The sequence below is a fragment of the Actimicrobium sp. CCC2.4 genome, from assembly GCF_034347385.1.
In the GTDB taxonomy this organism is placed as follows: domain Bacteria; phylum Pseudomonadota; class Gammaproteobacteria; order Burkholderiales; family Burkholderiaceae_D; genus Actimicrobium.
This window is the reverse complement of record NZ_CP133777.1, coordinates 676,366-696,579: the sequence shown is the minus strand read 5'-3', so window position 1 is coordinate 696,579 and position 20,214 is coordinate 676,366. Positions and strand designations below refer to the sequence as shown.

The window sequence follows — 20,214 nt, the reverse complement described above, 5'->3', positions numbered from 1 at the left end:
CGGCCACGCAATTCAATAGCGCGTCATCTTGCAGGTGCTAGGCTGCGCGGTCGCCGGCATCGGCAAATAGCGCTCGGTCCTGAAGCCGTAACCGCTGCCTTCGTTATCGAAGCGCACGCCGCCCTCGCCCTGCTTTTGCATCACCGAGACATACAGCGGCTGGAGCAGCTGGTGATCAGTCGCGCGCATCGTGGCGTCATGAAACCCATTGGCGAAGCGCGCGCCTTCAAGCGCTCTGGCAACGCGTGCGGCCTCCGTGCTGCCGGCCTGTTCGATGGCGCTGACCAGCATCTCTATCATCACGCGCATGCGCAGGTGCACGTAATCATCCTGCGCTTGCGGATAGCGTTGCCGGAACGATTGGTAAAACGCATCGCTGGCCGCGCCGCCGACATTCGGATGCCATTCGGCGACCGCGCGAACGCGCCCGACGCCGGCGTCACCGATGGCGGCCGGGGCACCGAGGCCATTGCCATAGAACGTGTAGAACTTCAGGTTCAGGCCCGACTCACGCGCCGCCTTGACCAGCAGCGTGAGGTCATTGCCCCAGTTGCCGGTGATGACGGTGTCGGCCCCACTGGCCCGGATTTTCGCGGCATACGGCGAAAAATCCTTGACCTTGCCGATCGGATGAAACTCGTCACCGACGATGCGGATATCGGGGCGCTTGGCCCCCAGCATGCTGCGCGCAGCGGTGGCGACCTGGTGACCGAAACTGTAATCCTGGCCGATCAGGTAGACCTTGCTAGCGCGGCTGTCACCCTCGATCACATCGGTGAGCGCCTGCATGCGCATGTCGGCATTGGCATCGAAACGGAAATGCCAGAAGCTGCATTTTTCATTGGTCAGGACCGGGTCGACTGCCGAATAATTCAGGAACAGCAGGCGGTTGTCGGGACTGCGATCGTTGTGCTTGTTGATCGCCTCGATGAGGCCGGCCGCGACCGCAGAGCTGTTGCCCTGCAGGACAAACGGAATATGCCGGTCGGTCACGTGGCGCAAGGCGGTCAGCGATTCATCGATGGTTTGCTTGTTATCGAACACGCTCAGTTCCAGCAAGTGGCGACCGTCCTTCTGTCGCACACCACCGCGGGCATTGACGACCTCGATGGCCAGTTGCACGTTGCGCTGCACGGCGTCGCCGGCATTGGCGAAGGGGCCGGACATGCCTTCGATCATCGCGATCCGGATAGGCGGCAGTGCTGCCTGCGTGGTGAGCCCGAAGCCAAGCAGGCAGGCGGCCAGCAGCAGGTGTCGTATTGGCGATCGCATCGGCGTATCCCATTCAAAAAAGAACGCATTTTACGCGTCGGGATGATTCAGGGTGTTACGCCGCAAGCCGGGTGTGCGCTGCAACGTTTACACTGCCCCCATGACAAATCCGTCCACCTTCGAGAAGCAGCTGCAGCGCTGGCGACGCCCCGTCACAGTGACGCTGGTGGCACTGCTGCTGCATCTGCTGGCCTTCGACTGGCTCAGCACGCGCGCCAAACCGCCACTGCTGCGTCCGCACGACGGGCAGGTGCTGACGATACAGCTGCAAGCCGAACTGGCGCGCCCGCAGCCACCGCCGCCGCCATTGCCGGTGCCGGTGCCTCCCGCACCGCGCAAGCTGCGGGTTCCGGTGATCGCAGCGCCGGAGATTGTGACTGAGGTGACGGAGGTAGCCGGGGTGCCCGCGATGCCGGCACCGGTCGATAACGCGCCGGTCGCCATCGCCACGCCGGAAGCAGTCTTGCCACCACCCGCGCCACCGCTTGCCGAACCCGTACCGGAAGCCCCCGCCGCCCGCACCTTCAAGACCGCGCCGCCACCATCGGCCGAAGTGAACTACGCTGTCCAGGCACTACGCGACGGTAGGATCGTCTACGGCAGCGGCAAAATCGGCTGGCGGCGCAGTGGCGATAATTACCTGATCAATGGCGAAGCCGGCGTACTGTTCTTCACGGTATTGCGTTTCCAGAGCGAGGGCAGCCTCGATGCGCAAGGCGTCGCGCCGCTGAAGTACAGCGAAAAACGCTTCCGTAAAGCCGAAACGAATACCCACTTCCAGCAAGCTGCCAAGCTCATTAGTTTTTCGTCGTCGACCGCGACCTATCCGCGCACCGGCGGCGAACAGGACCGCGCCAGCATCGTGTGGCAACTGGCCGCGATCGGACGCGGCGATGCAGCCCAGATCGCTGCCGGCACCGAACTCGATATCTTCGTGGCCGGCGTGCGTGATGCCGAAACCTGGCAGATCCGGGCGCTCGGCGAAGAAACCCTCGCGCTGGGTGGCGAACAGCTCGCCACTTGGCATTTCCTGCGCCAACCCCGATCCGGCTCCTACGAACCCCGGGTCGAATTCTGGCTGGCACCCTCGCGCGACTGGTATCCGGTGCGGCTGCGCCAGACCGAAACCAACGGCGATTATCTCGATATGACGATGTCATCGATCACGCCGCTGGCCGAGCGCTAACCCTTTTTGTTGAACGGAGTTTTCATGACCGCATTTCCGCTGCGACACCCGCTGCGACACCTTCTCGCCACCACCGTGCTTCTGTGCGCCAGCCTGTCGGCCAGCGCCCAGCATGCCGCCCCCAAACGCCAGTTCACGCTGCCACCATCGGCCGATCTGACCTACGCAATCCGCGCCCGCCAGAGCGGCCTGTCGCTCAGCGGCGAAGCGCAGGTCAAGTGGCGCACCACGCCCGGCAAATACAGCGTCAGCACCGAAACCCGCTCGCCGCTAGTCGGCAAGATCGTCGAAGCCACCAGCGACGGCAGCATCGATGCCTTCGGCCTGGCACCGGCCACGTTCACCGAAAAACGCTGGCGCAAGGACCCGACCACGACCACCTTCGACCGTGCCGGCAAGGTAATCAGTTTCGCTCCGGCTGCCGCGACTTTTCCGTTGCTCGGTGGCGAGCAGGATCGCAATAGCGCGATCTGGCAACTGATCGCGGTGGCGCGTGCCAATGCGGCCGCGTTCAAGGTCGATTCGTCGTGGGAATTTTTTGTCGCCGGCCCGCGTGATGCCGAGCCGTGGATTTTCAAGGTCGTCAAGGAAGAATCGCTCGCCACCGCACTGGGCCAACAGCGTACCGTGCATGTGATGCGCGCACCGCCACCGGACTCAAAAGAGCAGCAGCTTGATATCTGGCTCGCACCGGGGCTGGAATGGTATCCGGTGAAATTGCGCTTCTCGGAGTCGGATGGCGACTTCATCGAGCAATCGCTGGAAAAAATCGGCAAGGCGGGCAGCTAGTCCGGAGCGCCGGCGCGACCGATGACCGCACGACTTATAATCGCCCCCCGTACTATCCGCGCTGCATCATCAGGGCATAGACAAGGCTCCCCCCTCAACCGCAACAAGGACCTCCCATGACTCTCCCCACCGGCGCCCTCGTCCTTTTCAGCGGCGGCCAGGATTCCACCACCTGCGTGGCCTGGGCATTGCAACGTTATGCCCGGGTCGAAACCATCGGCTTCGATTACGGCCAGCGCCATGCCATCGAGATGACGGTCAGGCCGGGCGTGCTGGCCAGCCTGCGCACGCAATCGTCCGGATGGGACAGCAAGCTCGGTGAGGACCATGTGATCGACCTGTCGCTGATCGGCAAAATTTCAGATACCGCACTGACCAGCAATGTCGAAATCGCGATGCTTGAGAACGGTCTGCCAAACACCTTCGTGCCCGGCCGCAATTTGCTGTTCATGATGGTGGCGGCGACGCTGGCCTACCGGCGCGGTCTGGACGTGCTGGTCGGCGGTATGTGCGAAACGGATTTTTCCGGTTATCCGGATTGCCGTGACGATACGATGAAGGCCTTGCAGGTCACGCTCAACCTCGGCATGGCGACGCGCCTGAAACTGGAAACGCCGCTGATGTGGATCGACAAAGCCGACACCTGGGCGCTGGCGGCGTCGCTGGGCGGCGCGCCGCTGGTCGACCTGATCCGCACCGGCACCCACACCTGCTATCTGGGCGAGCGTGGCACCTTGCATGACTGGGGCTACGGTTGCGGCACCTGTCCGGCATGCGCACTGCGCGCCAACGGTTATGCGGGATACCGGCAACGGGAAAGCAAGGCTTAGGCAAAACTACTCCCGTCCGTTTGGTCTGAAAAACTACTGATATCCGTTCGTCCTGAGCTTGTCGAAGGCGTATTGGTCGGTGCGCCTTCGACAAGCTCAGGACGAACGGATGTCAAGCCGAGCGCCTTCAGAGAGTCAGTCCGTACGCCTTCAGGCAGTCTGACTACCCCTGGCCAGCGTCGTGATCACCGGCGCATTCAGGCTGGCCAGCAACCCCGCCTCCTTCAGTTTCGCCGCCGCCAGATGCCGCTCCTTCACATGGCCGTAACCACGGATTTCTTCGGGAATGCTGGCGATGGCCACCACCACGGACAAGTTCTCCGTTGCCAGTGTCGGCAACAGCGCTGCGATGGTCTGGCGGTAGGCCACGATCAGGCCGCGCTCGGTCTTGCGCTCTTCGGTGTAGCCAAACAGGTCGAAGGTCGTGCCGCGCAAACCCTTGAACTTCGCCAGCACGCCGAAGGCCTTCATCATCCACGGCCCGAATTCCTGCTTGATCAAATGACCCTGCGCATCCTTCTTTGAAAACAGTGGTGGCGCGAGGTGGAATTTGATCTTGTAGTCGCCTTCGAACAGGCCATCAATTTTGCTGGCGAAGACGGTGTTGGTGTAGAGCCGCGCGACTTCGTACTCGTCCTTGTAGGCCATCAGCTTGAACAGGTATTTTGCCACCGCTTCGGTCAGGCGCAATGGCTTGCCGGACACGGCGATGCGCTGCTCGGCACCGCGCACCTGCTCGACAAAATCACGATACTGCTGCGCATAGCCGGCATCCTGGTAGGCAGTCAGAAACGCGACCCGCGTCGTGATCAGGTCGTCGAGATTCGGCGCGCGCTTGAATTCGATGACTTGTGCAGACGTGTCGCTGGTGCCACCGCTGCGGGTGATTTTTTCGACCGCCGCCAGATCATGCGCGGCAGTGCGACCCCAGACAAACGACTGCTTGTTGAAGTCGACTGACACGCCATTGAGCGTGATGGCCTGCATCAGCGCCGCTTCACTCAATGGCACCTGCCCTTTTTGCCACGCATAGCCGAGCATGAACATGTTGGTCGCGATCGTGTCGCCCATCAGTGCGGTGGCGATCTTGCCGGCATCAACAAAGTCAACCCGGTCATTCCCGCAGGCGGCGCGCAATTGCGCTTCGGCGGCGTCGCCCGGATATTGCCAGTCGGGGTTCTTGACGAAAGCCGCGGTCGGCGTGCTGGTCGAATTGATGACCGCGTAGGTGCGTCCTTCGCCCATCCGCGACAAGGCATCACGGCTGGCGGCAACGATGACGTCGCAACCGATCACGAGGTCCGAGGCACCGGTGCCAACGCGGGTCGAATGGATGTCGTCGGGATGGTCGGCCAGCCGCACATGCGACATCACCGGCCCGCCCTTTTGCGCCAGTCCGCTCATGTCGAGTACCGAGCAACCCTTGCCTTCGATGTGCGCCGCCATCGCCAGGATCTGGCCGACCGTGACGACACCGGTGCCACCGATGCCGGCGACCAGAATGCCATACGGCGTGACCGTGGTCGGCAGGATCGGCTGCGGCAGGACCATCGCAGGAACACTCGCCGGGTCTTTCGAGACGGTGACTTTTTTCGGCTTCCTCAACTGGCCGCCTTCGACCGTAACGAAGCTCGGGCAGAAGCCGGTGACGCACGAAAAATCCTTGTTGCACGAGGACTGGTTGATCTGGCGCTTGCGACCGAATTCGGTTTCCAGCGGCTCGACCGACAGGCAATTCGATTGCACGCTGCAATCGCCGCAGCCTTCACAAACGGCTTCGTTGATGACAGCGCGCTTGGCCGGGTCCGGGTACTCGTTGCGCTTCCGGCGGCGGCGTTTTTCGGAGGCGCAGGTCTGGTCGTAAATCATCGCCGAGATGCCCTTGCACTCGCGCAGTTCGCGCTGTACCGCATCGAGTTCGCTGCGATGGCGGACGGTCACGCCGTCGGCCCAGGCGTAACCGGACGGGTATTTGTCGGGCTCGTCGGTGACGACGATGATCGGGCCGACACCTTCGGCGGCGATCTGGCGCGAGATCATGCCGGGGTCGATCGGGCCATCGACGGTCTGGCCGCCGGTCATCGCGACTGCATCGTTGTACAGAATCTTGTAGGTCATGTTGACCTTGGCTGCGACCGAAGCACGGATCGCCAGCAAGCCGGAATGGAAGTAGGTGCCATCGCCAAGATTGGTGAACACGTGCTGTTCGCTGGTGAACGGCGCATGGCCGATCCAGGTCGTGCCTTCGGCACCCATGTGGGTGAAAGTCGATGTCTCGCGGTCCATCCACAGCACCATGTAATGGCAGCCGATGCCGGCCAGCGCGCGACTGCCTTCAGGCACCTTGGTGGAGGTGTTGTGCGGGCAACCGGAGCAGAAATGCGGGATACGATCCTTGGCCGGATCGGGTTTGGCGCTGACCTTCAGCACGGCTTCCTTGGCTTCGAGATAAGCGATGCGTTCCTGCACCCGCTGCGCGACCGGATGGCCGGCGAAGTACTTGCTGATGCGGGACGCAATCGCGCGCGCGATCTGCGCCGGATTGAGTTCATAAGTCGCCGGCAGCAACCAGTCGCCGTGGCCCATGCCGGGCGAGTTACTCCATTCACCGGTGTCGTCGAACTTGCCGACCACGCGCGGACGGACATCATCGCGCCAGTTGTACAGCTCTTCCTTGACCTGGTATTCGAGGATCTGGCGCTTTTCTTCGACCACCAGGATTTCTTCGAGGCCCTGCGCGAATTCGCGCACACCCTGCGCTTCCAGCGGCCAGGTCATGCCGACCTTGAACAGGCGGATGCCGATGTCGCGGGCGATGGTTTCGTCGATGCCGAGGTCAGCCAGCGCCTGGCGTGTATCGAGGTAGGACTTGCCGGCCGTGATGATGCCGATCCGCGCGTGCGGGCTGTCCCAGATGATTTTATTGAGCTTATTGACGCGCGCATAGGCCAGCGCCGCGTACCACTTGAAGTTGTTCATCCGCGCTTCCTGATCCAGCACGGCATCGGGCCAGCGGATGTTCAGGCCATCGGCAGGCAAAGCCAGGTCGGTCGGCAGCACGATCTGCACGCGGTCCGGATCGAGGTCGACCGAGGCGCCCGATTCGACGATATCGGTCACGCATTTGAGCGAGACCCACAAACCGGTGAAGCGGCTCATGGCCCAGCCATGCAAGCCGTAGTCGAGATATTCCTGCACCGACGACGGATACAGCACCGGGATGCCGCAGGCTTTCAGGATGTGTTCGCTTTGATGCGCGGTGGTCGAGGATTTGGCGGCATGGTCGTCGCCGGCCAGCACCAGCACGCCGCCATGTTTGGAGGTACCAGCCATGTTGGCATGCTTGAAGACATCGCCGCAGCGGTCTACGCCGGGGCCTTTGCCGTACCACAGACCGAACACGCCATCGTATTGCGCACCGGGAAACAGGTTGACTTGCTGCGTACCCCAGACACTGGTCGCGGCCAGGTCTTCGTTCATGCCGGGGTGGAATTTGATGTGATTGGCGTCCAGGTACTTTTTGGCTTTGGCAGCGGTCATGTCGACGCTACCCAGCGGGGACCCGCGATAGCCGGTGATGAAGCCGGCGGTATTGAGGCCGGCGCGCACGTCGCGCTGGCGCTGCAGCATCGGCAGCCGGATCATCGCCTGCGTGCCGGTGATAAACGCGCGGCCGCGATCCAGCGTGTATTTGTCGTCCAGCGAGATCGGCGTTGGCGTGGTCGTAGTGACCGGTGCCAACGACTGCTCGGGCTTCAGGGGTGCATTCATGCTTGTCTCCGTACCAAAAATTATGTTCTTGGATGCGATCGTGTCGCGGTCTGGACTTCTTCGGGTCTTGTGGACCGTCAGTCGGTTTTTTATTCTACACGGGGCCAACGGTGTTACACAGTTTGATCGACCTCCCCGGCCAGCAGGGTATCGGCAGGCAGTGCTTCGACGTCTTTCAGGCGCGCATAAATCGGCGTGAAATCCGGTGCCGTATCGGCAAATAATTGCTCGAAACTGTCGATGACAAAATAGGTTTCCTGATACGAATCGATCTTGTAGCCGGTGCGCATGACGCGCTCGGCATCGAAGCGGATCCGACGTGGTTGCGGGCTGCTCAGGCAGTGTTCGATTTCGCCGCCCGAGGACAAAATGCCGGCACCGTACGCACGCAGACCGGCATCGGTACGGATCAGGCCGAACTCGACCGTGTACCAGTACAGGCGTCCCAGATTGGTCAGGCCATCGAGCGGCATCGCCTTCAGTCCGCCCTTGCCGTATTCCTGCAAATGGTCGGCAAAGACCGGATTGAACAGCAGCGGCACGTGGCCAAAAAAGTCATGGAACACATCCGGCTCGGCGATGTAATCGAACTCTTCCGGTTCGCGCAGCCAGACCGTGACCGGAAAACGCCGGTTCGCCAGATGCTCGAAAAACGTGAAGTCCGGCACCAGTCCCGGCACCGCCACGAGCGTCCATCCGGTCGCCGCCATCAGCTGCGCCGAGGTCCGCACGAAGTCCGGAATACTGTCGGCGGCATCCATTTTTTTCAAGCTGTCGATGAAGACATCGCAAGCCCGTCCCGGCAGCAGGCGCACTTGCCGGTCGTAGAGCCGGCGCCATAATTCATGCTGTGCTTCGGTGTAAGCATCCCACTGCTGGGCCACGACGTACTGCGCGTCGGCACGGGAATAATCACCGCGCAATTTGCCGCCATCAGACTTGTCATCCAGTGTCTTGAAAAATTCTTCCTGCCCGATTGCCCGTTCGATGGCACCCATATCAGCTCCCTGCACTATCAACATTCAATACACCACGACGGATCTGGTCGAGCTCGATCGACTCGAACAGCGCGCGGAAATTGCCTTCGCCGAAACCCTGGTCACCCTTGCGCTGGATGATCTCGAAGAAGATCGGCCCGATCACGGTCTGGGTAAAAATCTGTAGCAGCAATTCGCGCTCGGTCGCGCTGCTGGTGCCATCGACGAGGATATTGAGGCGACGCAGTTCGACCAGGTTTTCGCCATGACCGGGCAAGCGCCGGTCGATCAGGTCGTAGTAGGTGGCGATGGTTTTCTGGAACTGGACTTGCTGCGTTTCCATCTGCTCGACGGTGCCGTAGATGTCGTCGGTACCGAGCGCAATGTGCTGGATGCCTTCGCCGCGATACAGGTCGAGGTATTCGGCAATCTGCGATTTGTCGTCTGACGACTCATTGATCGGGATGCGGATCTTGCCGCACGGCGAGGTCATCGCTTTTGATTTCAGGCCGGTGTGCTTGCCTTCGATATCGAAGTAGCGGACCTCGCGGAAACCGAACAGGTTTTCGTAAAATTCGGCCCACTCTTTCATGCGGCCGCGATGGACGTTGTGAGTCAGGTGATCGATGTAGGTCAGGCCATTGCCGACCGGATTGGCAACCGCACCGGGGATGGCGACGAAGTCGACGTCATAGATGCTGATGTCGCCGATGACGCCATCGGTCTTGCCACGCCAGCGATCGACGAAGTAGATCAGCGAATCGCCGATGCCCTTGATGGCGGGGATATTGAGTTCCATCGGACCGGTGCGGTTATCGAAACCCCAGGCACCGAGTTCGAGCGCGCGCTTGTAGGCGTAGGCGGCATCGTCGACGCGAAAGGCAATCGCGCAGATCGACGGACCGTGCTGGCGCGCAAAGCGCTGCGCAAATGAATCCTGCTCGCCGTTGATGATGAAGTTGATCTCGCCCTGCCGGTACAGCGTCACATCCTTGTGACGGTGGCGGGCGATCGCGCTGAAGCCCATTTGTTCGAACAGTGCGCCTAGCGCTTTCGGGTCCGGTGCCGCGTACTCGATGAACTCGAAACCGTCGGTGCCCATCGGGTTGTCCCAAGGTTGGAATTGCATGCTGTCTCCTGACTGTAATTTGTCCCTCAGTATAGGTCGAGCCCGACGGCAGAAAATTGCGAATGAATTTACCGGGCGCGGGCTGTCCGCAATAAAATTGCCGGCATATTGGATATCGAGGTGATTTATGGCGTCAATTGCGCTGGACAAGACTGACCGCAAGATCCTGGCGATCCTGCAGAACGATGGCCGGCTATCGAATCAGGAGGTGGCAGAACGGGTCAATTTGTCGCCTTCGCCGTGCTTGCGACGTATCCGCCGACTCGAAGAAGCCGGCGTGATCCGGCAATATGTGGCACTGCTGGCCCCCGAAAAAATCGGCCTCGGCCTGCTCGCGTATGTCAATGTGCGACTCGGCAGGAATAGCGATGCCGCGATGGCCACCGCGCCGTCCGGTGCCCGCTCGCCGCGCAGCGATTTCGCCGAATCGGTGGCGCACTGGCCTGAAGTGGCGGCCTGCTATGCGATGACCGGCGAGATGGATTATCTGTTGCGGGTCCATGTCGAAGACATGGAACATTTTTCGCGCTTCATGATGGAAACGCTGCTGCGCCATCCGGCGGTACTGGATGCCAAATCGAGCTTTGCATTGCAGCGCATCAAGGATACGACGGCGCTGCCGCTGCGCTGACGGACACTCTGCAAAGCCTTACTTGAATCCCGGAAGGTAATTGTTGAACCATTTGATCGCGGCCCGGTTGTTCGCTTTATACGCATAGTCGAACTGGGCAACCTGCTCCTGCACGGCTTCGAGCATGACGCTCGAGACATTCGCCGGTAGCAACTTCAAGTAGGCGTCAGCTTCGCCGTACGAACGACGTATTTGCATGCCGGCCTTGTGGGCGATCCGGATCATGGTCCGGTTCGACGACAGACAGTGCATGTACAGCGTGTCAACATCGGCGTTGCGGCAGTGGATCGCCGCACGCTCGAACAATTTAGTCCCGACGCCCATGCCGCGTGCCGATTCGGAAACCGACAGGCCAAACTCGGCAACGCGCTCCTTGGTGGTGGCATCGGCCCCTGCTGGCAGTGCGTCGCGCGGCGCAAAACCCAGATGACCGACGCCAATGAGCCTCAGGTTGTTGTCGTAGACGCCAAACACGGTGTCGCGGACAAAATCAAGTTTCTGGACATAGCGGGTAATGAGTTCGTCGGGCAGTGTCGTGCCGAAGCGCAGCAAGCGATCACTGTCGGCCAGCGCCAGGAAGTGCATCAGCATGCGACGGCGGTCGCGCTCGGACAACTCTTTGACACGAACGGTCAGCTGGACGTCAGGATGAGTGCCAGCGAAAGGATGATCGGAAGCAAAAATTACCGATGGGTTCATGGGGGTTCCTGTAAAAAATGCGCGGGCTGTGGTGCAGTGCACCAACGCATTGTAGGCCATGTTTTACCGAGCGGCTTGAACTGTCTCAGTTATTGCGTTGCGATGCAGCGCCGATCGGGCCACCCGCCTCCAAGCGACGTGCCACTGCCGCGACGCGCGCAATCCGAACGGCCTGTGCAATGGCTTGCGACTGCGCGCCAAGGCCGGCAGCGATCACGCCGGCAGGCACGCCGCGGGCCGCTTCCAGCGCATCGGCGAGAAACGCCGCTTGCGGAAAATCGTCTGCGGAACGCGCGTCGTTGACAGCTACGAGGCAGCGCACCGCCATCACCATGTCGGCAAACCGCTGCGGTTTGCGCAAGCCGTCGCTGCGCTCTATCAAGCTCACGATGGCTTCGGCGGACAATGCCAGCGCACCGGCAACAGCGTGGTAATCCCGCGTCACCATCACAGCCAGGTCGCGGCATTCCACCGGCATTTTCAGGCGAATGGCGATGGCGTCTACGCGTTGTTTCCGCGCGGCTGCGTCGCCTGCCGGATCATGCAGCAGCACGGCAACCCGCAGCGGTAATGCAACCCCCTGCTGCGCCGCCTGATCGAGCAGCGGCATCAACGCCCCCCCCGCATCCAACTCCGGCAGCAAGCGCGCCAGTGCGCCGCAATCGCGCAGCACGTCTAACATCCGGGATGGTTGCTGCTCCATCAATCCGCGCGCCAGTTCCTGCCAGACCCGCTCGGGCACCAGTGCATCGACTTCGCCCGTGGCGACCATGTTCTGCATCAGCAGGTTGGTGTCGGGTGCGACCGAAAATCCGGTGAAGCGGGCGGCAAACCGGGCCACGCGCAGGATGCGTACCGGGTCTTCGGCAAAGGCAGCGGAGACATGACGAAACAGTTTGGCGGCGAGGTCGGCACGTCCGCCGTACGGGTCGACCAGCGTGCCATCAACGGCCTGCGCGATCGCATTGATGGTCAGGTCGCGCCGCACCAGGTCTTGTTCCAGCGTGACATCGCCGGCGGCGTGGAAGACGAAACCCCGATAGCCGGGCGCGGTCTTGCGCTCGGTGCGCGCCAGTGCGTATTCTTCGTGCGTTTTCGGGTGCAGGAAGACCGGAAAATCCTTGCCGACCGGCGTGTAGCCGAGCGCCACCATGGCCTCGGGCGTGGCACCAACGACCACGTAATCCCGGTCCTTGACCGGCAACCCGAGCAAAGCGTCGCGCACCGCACCGCCAACGGTATAGATCTGCATTCAGGCAGCCGGCAGGTCCGGGTAGGTCTCGTATTTGTCGACGCGATCGGTTTCGAGCAGGGCCTCGGCGATCCATTGCGCGACTGCCGGATGGGCCGCGACACGGTCGGCGTAAGCCTGCAAGGCCGGTGCCATCGAGACGCCGTAGATCTGCAGGCGCATCACGACCGGCGCGTAGTAGGCGTCGGCAATCGAGAACGCCCCGAACAGGAATTGATGATGGCCGGACTGCGTCAGGCAGGTTTCCCAGATTTCGCTGATGCGGCCGATATCCGACTGCGCCTCCGGCGTGCGGCCTTTGCCGGGAAAACTCGCTCCGATGTTCATCCACATTGACGAACGCAAGCCGGTGAAGCCGCCATGCATTTCGGCGCAGATGGAACGCGCCATCGCACGCGCTGCAACGTCGGTTGGCCACATCGCTTTTTCGGGGAACTGTTCGGCCAGGTATTCGCAGATCGCCAGCGAATCCCAGACCGCGATGTCGCCGGCCAGCAGCACCGGCACCCGGCCGGCTGCCGAGTAATGTGAAATCTGCAGCGAGGTATCGGGGCGACCCAGACCGATGCAGGCTTCTTCGAAGGCGATGCCGAAGGCTTTCAGTACCAGCCATGGCCGCATCGACCATGACGAGTAGCGCTTGTTGGCAATGACCAGCTTGAGCGGCATCCTGCCGGCGTCGGCCAGGGTTTGTGACAACGTAGGATCGAGTTCGGTAGCTTGCATGCGAGGTCCGGGTTGGTGAGAAGAGAGGAATCAGCGCTTGGCGCGCACACGGTACTGGTCGAAACGACTGCGCGCGCCGGCCTCGCCGAGATAGCGCGCCGCGATGGCTTCGAGCGCCTGCGGTGTCACGCCAAGCTCCGGCGAAATCGGTCCGCGCGTGACGTTGTCGGCTTTCATGGAGTCGAGATTATCGCGGCTCATGACCGGACCGCCCGGGGCGAATTCGAGCACCAGCGCCTGCAGGCGCGCCAGTGCCGGCGGCAAGCCGATCACCGGACGCGGATGACCGGACGCGCGTCCGGCCAGCTGCACCAGCTCGCGCAAGGTGAACACTTCGGGACCACCAAGTTCATAGACCTTACCAACCGTGTGCTGGTTGTCGAGGGCATTGACAAAGGCCTGCGCCACATCTTCGACATAAATAGGCTGGAAGCGCGCATCGGCACCGCCGAGCGGAATGACCGGAAACCAGCGCTGCATCGCGGCAAACATGTTGAGGAAGGCGTCGTCTTCGCCGAACACCACCGATGGCCGGAATACCGTCGTGGCCACTGCAGGATGCGACAGTGCGGCATCTTCGCCGGCGGCCTTCGAGCGCAAGTACATTGATGGCGCATTGCGATCGGTCCCCAGCGCACTCATGTGCAGGGAGCGTTTGACGCCGGCCACGCCGCACGCGGCGACGATACGGATAGGCAACTCGACATGGGCCCGCGCGAAATCAGGCCCGTAGCTGGCTGCGCCACCATTAACGGGACGCGAATGCAGGATGCCCACCAGATTGATGACGGCATCAGTGCGCCCCATCAGCCGGGCCAGCGCCTGTTCCTGGTGAATGTCGGTTTCGACGATTTCGACAGTCGGCAGCACGGCCAGATGGCGCGCGCGGATCGCACGCCGGGTCGGCACGATAACGTGTCGGCCCTGGGCGACCAGCTGGGCTACCAGGTGCGAACCGACGAAGCCGGTGCCGCCGAGTACCAGGACGTTGCAGTGGTGCATGGTCATGACAGTTTGTCCGTTTTCAGAGAATCAAAAATGTTTGTCAAGGCAGCTCGGAAGCCACGAAACCCTTGGGGGCGATCATGCCGAGCCGGGCTTTCAGCGATTGCGGTTTGCCGTCGAACAGGGCCGCATAATACGTCGCGTTGGATAGCACGTTTTTGACGTAGCCCCGCGTTTCGGCGAACGGGATCGATTCGGCGAATACCGCACCTTCGACCTGGCGTGTCAGCGAGGATCGCCAGCTGCGCGGGCGGCCCGGGCCGGCATTATAGGCAGCGGTGGCCATGGCCTGCGATCCGTCGAGATCGCCCAGTACCATGTTGAGGTAGTTGGTACCCAGTGCAATATTGGTGCTGACCTCATTGACCTGGTCCGGATCGAAGCTGGTCATGCCGATTTTTTTGGCGACATAGCGCGCCGTTGCCGGCATCAATTGCATCAGCCCCGAGGCACCAACATGCGAGCGGGCATTCATGATGAAGCGCGACTCCTGCCGGATCAATCCATAGACCCAGGCCATGTCCAGACCCAGCGCGTTGGTACTGGTGACCATGAAATCGCGAAATGGCGACGGGAAGCGCTGGTTGAAATCGCGTTCCGACCTGGTCCGGTCGGAGGTGTTGACCATCCGGTCGAGCACGTTGTTCTGGCGCGCGAATTCGGCGGCGGCCAGATGTTCGCGCTCGCTCAGGCTGCGCAATTCCCAGTTCCACTCGCGCACCGCTTCAAAGCGTAAGTTCATGTCGAAGAATTTGAGCGCACGGCGCAGGCCCGGGTTGGCTGCCAGCGGTGCGATTTCCTGTGCGGTCAAGGGTGCGCCAGGGATCGGGATACTGATTTTCTGGCCCAGGTCTTCGAGCGCCAGCTGGCCATAGAAGTTGGTCTGGTCGGCAATTGACTTGAAGAGCTTCTGCGCCTCGGTGACATCACCGCTGGCACCCAGCGCACGGGCACGCCAGTAAATCCAGGTGCCGTCGTCACGCAAGTCGGGGGGCATCGCCTCGATGGCGCGGCGGATCAGTGTCCAGTCACCATTGCGCAAAGCCATGCGCGCGCGCCACTGGTAGCCATCGCTGGTCAATGGCGCGCCATCGGTGCGGCTCCAGTAGAGCGTGGTGGCTTCCGGCATCAGCTTGAGCGAAGCCTGCAAGGCAATCTGCGACCAGCCCAGCGCACGCTCGCCCGGGCTCAGTTGTGACTCGACGTTGCTCAAGGCGCTGGCCGCCTGCTCGGGACTGGTCCGTGACACGCGGCCCAGCGCAACGATGAATAACTGATGCGTCAGCGCCGAATTGCCGACGCCGCGTGCTAGGACCAGTGGTGCTTTTTCGATGGACTGGACGATCTGGGCATCGCTTGCCGACAACAATGGAGCCAGGCGGCGGGCCGCGCTGACCTGACTGGTTTCACCGGCCGCGCGTAACTGCCACCACAGATCATCGGGGGTGAACTGCCCGGCCCCTGCTAGCGTGGTGATGAGCGTCGAACAGGCTTCGCCGTAATCCTTGGGCGACACCAGCAAGGCCCGTGCAGCCACCGCCACCTGCTCGCCACGGGTCGCGCGCGACAGCAATGAATAACATTTCAGTTGCAGGTCATCGTCGAGGGCGAACAGCGGGTATTGTTCGTCAAACGTGACGAAATCACGTCGCTGGCCAAGGATCAGCAACCAGTCATTGCGCAAACGGTCGGCGATCGCACTGCCGTTGTAGCGGCGCAGGTATTCGCGGATTTCCGACGAGGACGCCTGCTGCAGGCGTGGCTTCAGGCGGTAATAATCGACGTAGGAAGGGATGGCATAATCAGGCAGGCGGTCGGCCAGCTCGGCGGCTTTGGCAGCATCGTCCTTGCGGGCGGCATCGCGCAGTGCCATAAAAATATCGTCATCGTTGACAAAACTGGCCACGCGGCTTTTGGCCTGTGCTACCGGAGCAATGAGCGTGATTGACGCCACGGCGAACACCACGCCGGTGATCCATTTCAATTGAAACATACCTCTGCAACCTCACTGACGAATTTGACTTGCCATGAAACGAACGGATCCAAGCATAGCATGGGGGGGCAGCTGCTCCGGCGCGGACCTTACACGGGATAAAACGGTCCTGCGCCGGCAGTTGCTGGGCTTGCGCAAGGCGCTGACGGGCGCTACGCGCGATGCTGCCTGCGAGTCCATCGGCCGGCACCTGCTGGATTGGCAGGCCGGCAGTGGCACAGCGACGCTGGCCGTGTACTGGCCGATCCGCGGCGAACCGGATCTGGCCGCAGCCTACCGGCAACTGGTCATGCGCGGCGTGCAACTGGCCTTGCCTATCGTATCCGGGCCCGCAACGCCGCTGACGTTCGCGGCGTGGACACCCGGGCAGCCAATGACCCCGGATACCTTCGGCGTACCGGTTCCGGCTGCACCGCAACGCCTGCTGATGCCGGATGCCATCCTGATCCCGTGCGTGGGAATCAGTGCGCAGCGCTACCGGCTCGGTTACGGCGGCGGCATGTATGACCGCACGCTGGCGCTGCTGCGGTCAGTCCCGGCCATCGGCATTGCCTTCGATTGTGCAAGGACCGAATTTGCTGCCGCGCCGCACGATATCCGGCTGCAGGCGCTGATCACCGAAAACGGGATCGACGACAGCGCTTAGCCAATCGGCTTCGGCTTGCCGCTGTGATAGCCCTGCGCATAATCGACGCCCATCACGCGCAGCATCTGCAGGACAGCCTCACTCTCGACTCCTTCGGCGACCGTGCGTATGCCCAGCAAATGGCCAATTTCGTTGATGCTGCGCACCATCGCGCCATTGACCGCATCGGTGGCCATGCTAGTAACGATCTGGCCATCGATCTTCAGATAATCCACCTGCAGGCGCTTGAGATACGCCATCGACGTCAGGCCGCGGCCGACATCATCCAGACCAACCTGCGCGCCGATGCGATGCATCACCTCAAAAAAGACCTGCGACTGGATCGGATGCTCAATTGCCACCGATTCGGAAATCTCGAAAAACAGCTTGGCGACCGGCATGCGGTTCAGTGTCTCGCCGACGAACTGATGAAAGGCGGGATCGACGACCGAAGCACCGGAAATATTGATCGCCACGCTCTCGACAGCCTGTCCTGACGCACTGCCAAGCCACTGGCAGGTCTGTGCCAGCACCCACCGGTCGATACGCACGGCGAGGCCGCAACGTTCTGCCGCCGGCAAATAAGCACCCGGGAGTATCAGTCCGTCGCTGTCATCTTTCAGGCGCAACAGGACTTCAACATGCCGGCCGCCGCCTTCACCGAGCGCCACGACCGGCTGGGCAAACAGCACAAAGCGATCGTTATCGAGCGCCTGTTGCAGCACGATGCTCCACGGCATTGGTGCCTCTGGTGCAGCTCCCGGCTGGCCGGATCCGGCGCCAATATGGACCTGCCCCCGTCCTGCTGCCTTGGCCGCAAAACAGGCCTGGTCAGCGGCCTGCTGCGCTTGGCTGATACTGCTCCAACTGCCATCGAGCAAGACCACGCCAATGCTGGCGCCGACATCGAATTGCTTGCCATCGAACAGAAAGCGCATAGCGGCCATGCGATCACAGATGTCCTGCGCGATCCGCCGTGCGGTTGTCAGATCGCACTTTTGCAGCAGCACGGCGAATTCATCCCCGCCCAACCGCGCCACCTTGTCGGTGGCACGTACGCACTGCCGCAGCAGATCCGCTACTTTTTTCAGCAGCACGTCTCCGGCAGCATGACCACAACTGTCGTTGACTGCCTTGAAGCGATCAAGATCAATAAAACAGAGTGCGTGCTCGACGTCTTCGGTACGGGCGGACACAAACAGCTGCTCCAGCAAGTGCTCGAATTCGCGCCGGTTCGGCAGACCGGTCAGATGATCGTGACGGGAACGGTGCTCGGCTTCCTGATGCAACTTGCGCTGAGGCGTCACATCGCGAAATACCATCACCGCGCCGCTGACCAGCCGGTCCGCGCCAAATATCGGCGCTGCGGAGTCTTCGACGGCGTATTCGGCACCCTGCCGGGCAATCAGGAGCGCATCGGGTGTGGCACCCGTGATCGCGCCCTCTGCCAGGCAGCGCGCAACCGGGTTACCGGCTACCGCACGGCTGTGCTGATGCACGATACAAAACACCTGATCGACCGGCAGGCCGATCGCTTCAATGCAACCCCAGCCCGTCAGTGACTCGGCCACCGGGTTGAGATACTCGACCAGGCCAAACCGGTCCGTCGTAATCACCGCATCCCCGATCGAGCGCAGGGTGACGCGAGTACGTTCATGCTCGATGGCCTGCACGATTTCCAGTGCCTTGCGCTCAGTGATATCGACCAGATAACCATGCCACAGTACGCTGTCATCGGCACGCGCCTCGGGAATGGCACGGCCCTCCAGCCAGCGCAGCCCTTGCCGCGGCAAGTTGACGCGGTATTGCTGATTCCAGGGACTGAGCGCTAGCGCCGATATCCGGACACTGTGATTAACCTCGTCGAGATCATCCGGATGAATACGCTGAAACACCAGACCGGCATCCCGCCGCAGCTGCATCGGACTGACTTCGTACAGCTCCCGGATGCCTTCGCTGGCATACGGAAAACGCGACCTGCCATCAGCATCAAGGACAAACTGGTAAATCGCACCCGGCATTTGCTCGGTGGCTTTTTTCACGCGGAACAACTCGTCTTCGAGACGCTTGCGCTCCCGCATCCGGATGACCACACACTCCGTGATGCCGATTCCGCCATGCAGCCGGCGCACGGCATTGAGCAGCACCGGGATCTCGCTGCCGTCGGCAGCGCGCATGATCAAGGCGATTTCTTCAACATAGCCTTGCAGGTGTAACAGCGCCATGACGCGTATGTGGAATCCCAGCCGCATGGCGGGCGACCATAACTGGTCTAGCGGCATGCCCACCAGGGCATTCCTGTCGACGCCCAGCATGTCGGCCAGCGTCTGGTTACCGGAACGCAGCAGGAGCGACTCATCGAACAGGAACACGCCGCACGGTGCCCGCTGGATATCAAATCCATCCAGCGTGTTCGTGATGTCAGCGAGCTGCTCCACTCAGGCGGCACGCTGCAGGTAATCACGGATCATCGCAATGGTTTCTTGCGGATGACTGAGCTGGGGACAATGCCCGAACGCGTTTATTCGCTCCAAAATACTGCCCGGAAGCTGGCGATGCATGTACTCGCCAACGGCTACAGGCGCGATGATATCGTGGCTGCATTGCAGGATCCCGACAGGCTGGCGCACATCGGCCAGATCGCTGCGGTTATCGGCCAGGAACGTTGCTGCGGCAAAGCGACGCGCGATCAGCGGATCCATTGCACAAAAATTGGCATCCAGTTCATCGGCCAGTTCGGGACGATCAGGATTGCCGGCCACCATGACCGACAGCTGGCTGGTCCAGCCGGTCTGGTTGCGTTCCATCATGTCGATCAGCCCTTCGATATCGGCCCGCTCGAAACCGCCGTGGTAATCGGGTGGATCATTGAGGTAGCGTGGCGACGGGCAAATCATGACCAGCCGGGCAATCCGCCCGGGCATCGCTTTCGCTGCGAGCAGGCAAATCATGCTGCTGACCGAGTGCCCGACGAGGATCACGTCATTGAGGTCAAGTGCTTCGCAAATATCAACCAGGTCGAGCGCGTACCCATCCAGCGTGGCATAGCGTTGCGGGTCATACGCATCGGGATCGGAGTGGCCGGCACCGACGTAATCGAACAGCACGACCTGATAATCCGGTTCGAAGGCCGGACTGACAAAGCGCCACATGACCTGGTCGCAACCAAAGCCATGCGCAAAGATGATCGGCTGCTGTCCGTGTCCACTGATCCGGACATTATTTCTACTGATGATAGACATGAAGGCCCTTTACCGGCGGGTCGATGACCACACCCGCCGCGGCCTCCGGAGTCGGAAGCGCTGGCAGCAGATCTAGGGTAGCGACCT

At 61.6% G+C, this 20,214-nt stretch carries 16 protein-coding genes; 5 read left to right on the top strand and 11 right to left on the bottom strand.

What is annotated here, in order from left to right; all coding sequences use genetic code 11:
* Nucleotides 1-12: 12 nt before the first annotated feature.
* On the bottom strand, nt 13-1,272 hold the full coding sequence (locus RHM62_RS03280; protein ID WP_322124151.1) for a branched-chain amino acid ABC transporter substrate-binding protein: 1,260 nt from the start codon (nt 1,270-1,272) through the stop codon (nt 13-15).
* Nucleotides 1,273-1,372: 100 nt separating this feature from the next.
* On the opposite strand from RHM62_RS03280, the gene RHM62_RS03275 reads away from it, so the two are divergent.
* The 3 genes from RHM62_RS03275 to queC all read left to right on the top strand — a co-directional run bounded on the left by RHM62_RS03275 (nt 1,373) and on the right by queC (nt 4,077).
* Nucleotides 1,373-2,458: a DUF3108 domain-containing protein gene (locus RHM62_RS03275; protein WP_322124150.1), complete on the top strand. Its 1,086-nt coding sequence runs from the start codon at nt 1,373-1,375 to the stop codon at nt 2,456-2,458.
* A gap of 24 nt (nt 2,459-2,482) precedes the next feature.
* Nucleotides 2,483-3,247 carry a DUF3108 domain-containing protein gene (locus RHM62_RS03270; RefSeq protein ID WP_322124149.1) on the top strand — a complete coding sequence of 255 codons (765 nt, stop codon included), beginning with the start codon at nt 2,483-2,485 and terminating at the stop codon, nt 3,245-3,247.
* A gap of 116 nt (nt 3,248-3,363) precedes the next feature.
* Nucleotides 3,364-4,077 (top strand): 7-cyano-7-deazaguanine synthase QueC, encoded by a 714-nt coding sequence (gene queC / locus RHM62_RS03265; RefSeq protein ID WP_322124148.1) that lies wholly within the window; start codon nt 3,364-3,366, stop codon nt 4,075-4,077.
* 150 nt (nt 4,078-4,227) lie between these two features.
* Here queC and RHM62_RS03260 read toward each other — a convergent pair whose 3' ends face one another.
* From RHM62_RS03260 to hppD, 3 genes are all read right to left on the bottom strand, one after another.
* Nucleotides 4,228-7,848, bottom strand: a complete 3,621-nt coding sequence (locus RHM62_RS03260) for an indolepyruvate ferredoxin oxidoreductase family protein (RefSeq protein ID WP_322124147.1) — start codon at nt 7,846-7,848, stop codon at nt 4,228-4,230.
* Nucleotides 7,849-7,961: 113 nt separating this feature from the next.
* The gene (gene phhA, locus RHM62_RS03255) at nt 7,962-8,846 is read right to left on the bottom strand and encodes a phenylalanine 4-monooxygenase (protein WP_322124146.1); all 885 of its coding nucleotides are present in this window, start codon (nt 8,844-8,846) and stop codon (nt 7,962-7,964) included.
* 1 nt (nt 8,847) lies between these two features.
* Nucleotides 8,848-9,954 carry a 4-hydroxyphenylpyruvate dioxygenase gene (gene hppD, locus RHM62_RS03250; RefSeq protein WP_322124145.1) on the bottom strand — a complete coding sequence of 369 codons (1,107 nt, stop codon included), beginning with the start codon at nt 9,952-9,954 and terminating at the stop codon, nt 8,848-8,850.
* 127 nt (nt 9,955-10,081) lie between these two features.
* Here hppD and RHM62_RS03245 point away from each other — a divergent pair, with 127 nt between their 5' ends.
* Nucleotides 10,082-10,585 (top strand): Lrp/AsnC family transcriptional regulator, encoded by a 504-nt coding sequence (locus tag RHM62_RS03245; protein WP_322124144.1) that lies wholly within the window; start codon nt 10,082-10,084, stop codon nt 10,583-10,585.
* An 18-nt stretch (nt 10,586-10,603) separates the two neighbouring features.
* On the opposite strand, the gene RHM62_RS03240 is transcribed toward RHM62_RS03245, so the two are convergent.
* The 5 genes from RHM62_RS03240 to RHM62_RS03220 all read right to left on the bottom strand — a co-directional run bounded on the left by RHM62_RS03240 (nt 10,604) and on the right by RHM62_RS03220 (nt 16,260).
* Nucleotides 10,604-11,284 (bottom strand): GNAT family N-acetyltransferase, encoded by a 681-nt coding sequence (locus RHM62_RS03240; protein WP_322124143.1) that lies wholly within the window; start codon nt 11,282-11,284, stop codon nt 10,604-10,606.
* A gap of 85 nt (nt 11,285-11,369) precedes the next feature.
* Nucleotides 11,370-12,536 (bottom strand): multifunctional CCA addition/repair protein, encoded by a 1,167-nt coding sequence (locus RHM62_RS03235; RefSeq protein ID WP_322124142.1) that lies wholly within the window; start codon nt 12,534-12,536, stop codon nt 11,370-11,372.
* Nucleotides 12,537-13,262, bottom strand: a complete 726-nt coding sequence (locus RHM62_RS03230; RefSeq protein WP_322124141.1) for a glutathione S-transferase family protein — start codon at nt 13,260-13,262, stop codon at nt 12,537-12,539.
* 30 nt (nt 13,263-13,292) lie between these two features.
* The gene (locus tag RHM62_RS03225; RefSeq protein ID WP_416172310.1) at nt 13,293-14,264 is read right to left on the bottom strand and encodes a complex I NDUFA9 subunit family protein; all 972 of its coding nucleotides are present in this window, start codon (nt 14,262-14,264) and stop codon (nt 13,293-13,295) included.
* 43 nt (nt 14,265-14,307) lie between these two features.
* Entirely contained in the window at nt 14,308-16,260 is a 1,953-nt protein-coding gene (locus RHM62_RS03220) for a lytic transglycosylase domain-containing protein (RefSeq protein WP_322124139.1), read from the bottom strand.
* 34 nt (nt 16,261-16,294) lie between these two features.
* Here RHM62_RS03220 and RHM62_RS03215 point away from each other — a divergent pair, with 34 nt between their 5' ends.
* Nucleotides 16,295-16,906 (top strand): 5-formyltetrahydrofolate cyclo-ligase, encoded by a 612-nt coding sequence (locus RHM62_RS03215; protein ID WP_322124138.1) that lies wholly within the window; start codon nt 16,295-16,297, stop codon nt 16,904-16,906.
* Here RHM62_RS03215 and RHM62_RS03210 read toward each other — a convergent pair.
* A complete protein-coding gene (locus tag RHM62_RS03210; RefSeq protein WP_322124137.1) occupies nt 16,903-19,323 on the bottom strand; it encodes a bifunctional diguanylate cyclase/phosphodiesterase in 2,421 nt (806 codons plus the stop codon). The two genes, RHM62_RS03215 and RHM62_RS03210, sit on opposite strands and share 4 nt — an antisense overlap.
* The gene (locus RHM62_RS03205; protein WP_322124136.1) at nt 19,324-20,127 is read right to left on the bottom strand and encodes an alpha/beta hydrolase; all 804 of its coding nucleotides are present in this window, start codon (nt 20,125-20,127) and stop codon (nt 19,324-19,326) included.
* Between the last annotated feature and the right edge of the window lie 87 nt (nt 20,128-20,214).

What these genes read in the sequence shown, in the direction of transcription:
- RHM62_RS03280 (WP_322124151.1), bottom strand. Translation starts at nt 1,272, where the DNA reads ATGCGATCGCCAATACGACACCTGCTGCTGGCCGCCTGCCTGCTTGGC.
- RHM62_RS03275 (WP_322124150.1), top strand. Translation starts at nt 1,373, where the DNA reads ATGACAAATCCGTCCACCTTCGAGAAGCAGCTGCAGCGCTGGCGACGC.
- RHM62_RS03270 (WP_322124149.1), top strand. Translation starts at nt 2,483, where the DNA reads ATGACCGCATTTCCGCTGCGACACCCGCTGCGACACCTTCTCGCCACC.
- queC (WP_322124148.1), top strand. Translation starts at nt 3,364, where the DNA reads ATGACTCTCCCCACCGGCGCCCTCGTCCTTTTCAGCGGCGGCCAGGAT.
- RHM62_RS03260 (WP_322124147.1), bottom strand. Translation starts at nt 7,848, where the DNA reads ATGAATGCACCCCTGAAGCCCGAGCAGTCGTTGGCACCGGTCACTACG.
- phhA (WP_322124146.1), bottom strand. Translation starts at nt 8,846, where the DNA reads ATGGGTGCCATCGAACGGGCAATCGGGCAGGAAGAATTTTTCAAGACA.
- hppD (WP_322124145.1), bottom strand. Translation starts at nt 9,954, where the DNA reads ATGCAATTCCAACCTTGGGACAACCCGATGGGCACCGACGGTTTCGAG.
- RHM62_RS03245 (WP_322124144.1), top strand. Translation starts at nt 10,082, where the DNA reads ATGGCGTCAATTGCGCTGGACAAGACTGACCGCAAGATCCTGGCGATC.
- RHM62_RS03240 (WP_322124143.1), bottom strand. Translation starts at nt 11,284, where the DNA reads ATGAACCCATCGGTAATTTTTGCTTCCGATCATCCTTTCGCTGGCACT.
- RHM62_RS03235 (WP_322124142.1), bottom strand. Translation starts at nt 12,536, where the DNA reads ATGCAGATCTATACCGTTGGCGGTGCGGTGCGCGACGCTTTGCTCGGG.
- RHM62_RS03230 (WP_322124141.1), bottom strand. Translation starts at nt 13,262, where the DNA reads ATGCAAGCTACCGAACTCGATCCTACGTTGTCACAAACCCTGGCCGAC.
- RHM62_RS03225 (WP_416172310.1), bottom strand. Translation starts at nt 14,264, where the DNA reads ATGCACCACTGCAACGTCCTGGTACTCGGCGGCACCGGCTTCGTCGGT.
- RHM62_RS03220 (WP_322124139.1), bottom strand. Translation starts at nt 16,260, where the DNA reads ATGTTTCAATTGAAATGGATCACCGGCGTGGTGTTCGCCGTGGCGTCA.
- RHM62_RS03215 (WP_322124138.1), top strand. Translation starts at nt 16,295, where the DNA reads ATGAAACGAACGGATCCAAGCATAGCATGGGGGGGCAGCTGCTCCGGC.
- RHM62_RS03205 (WP_322124136.1), bottom strand. Translation starts at nt 20,127, where the DNA reads ATGTCTATCATCAGTAGAAATAATGTCCGGATCAGTGGACACGGACAG.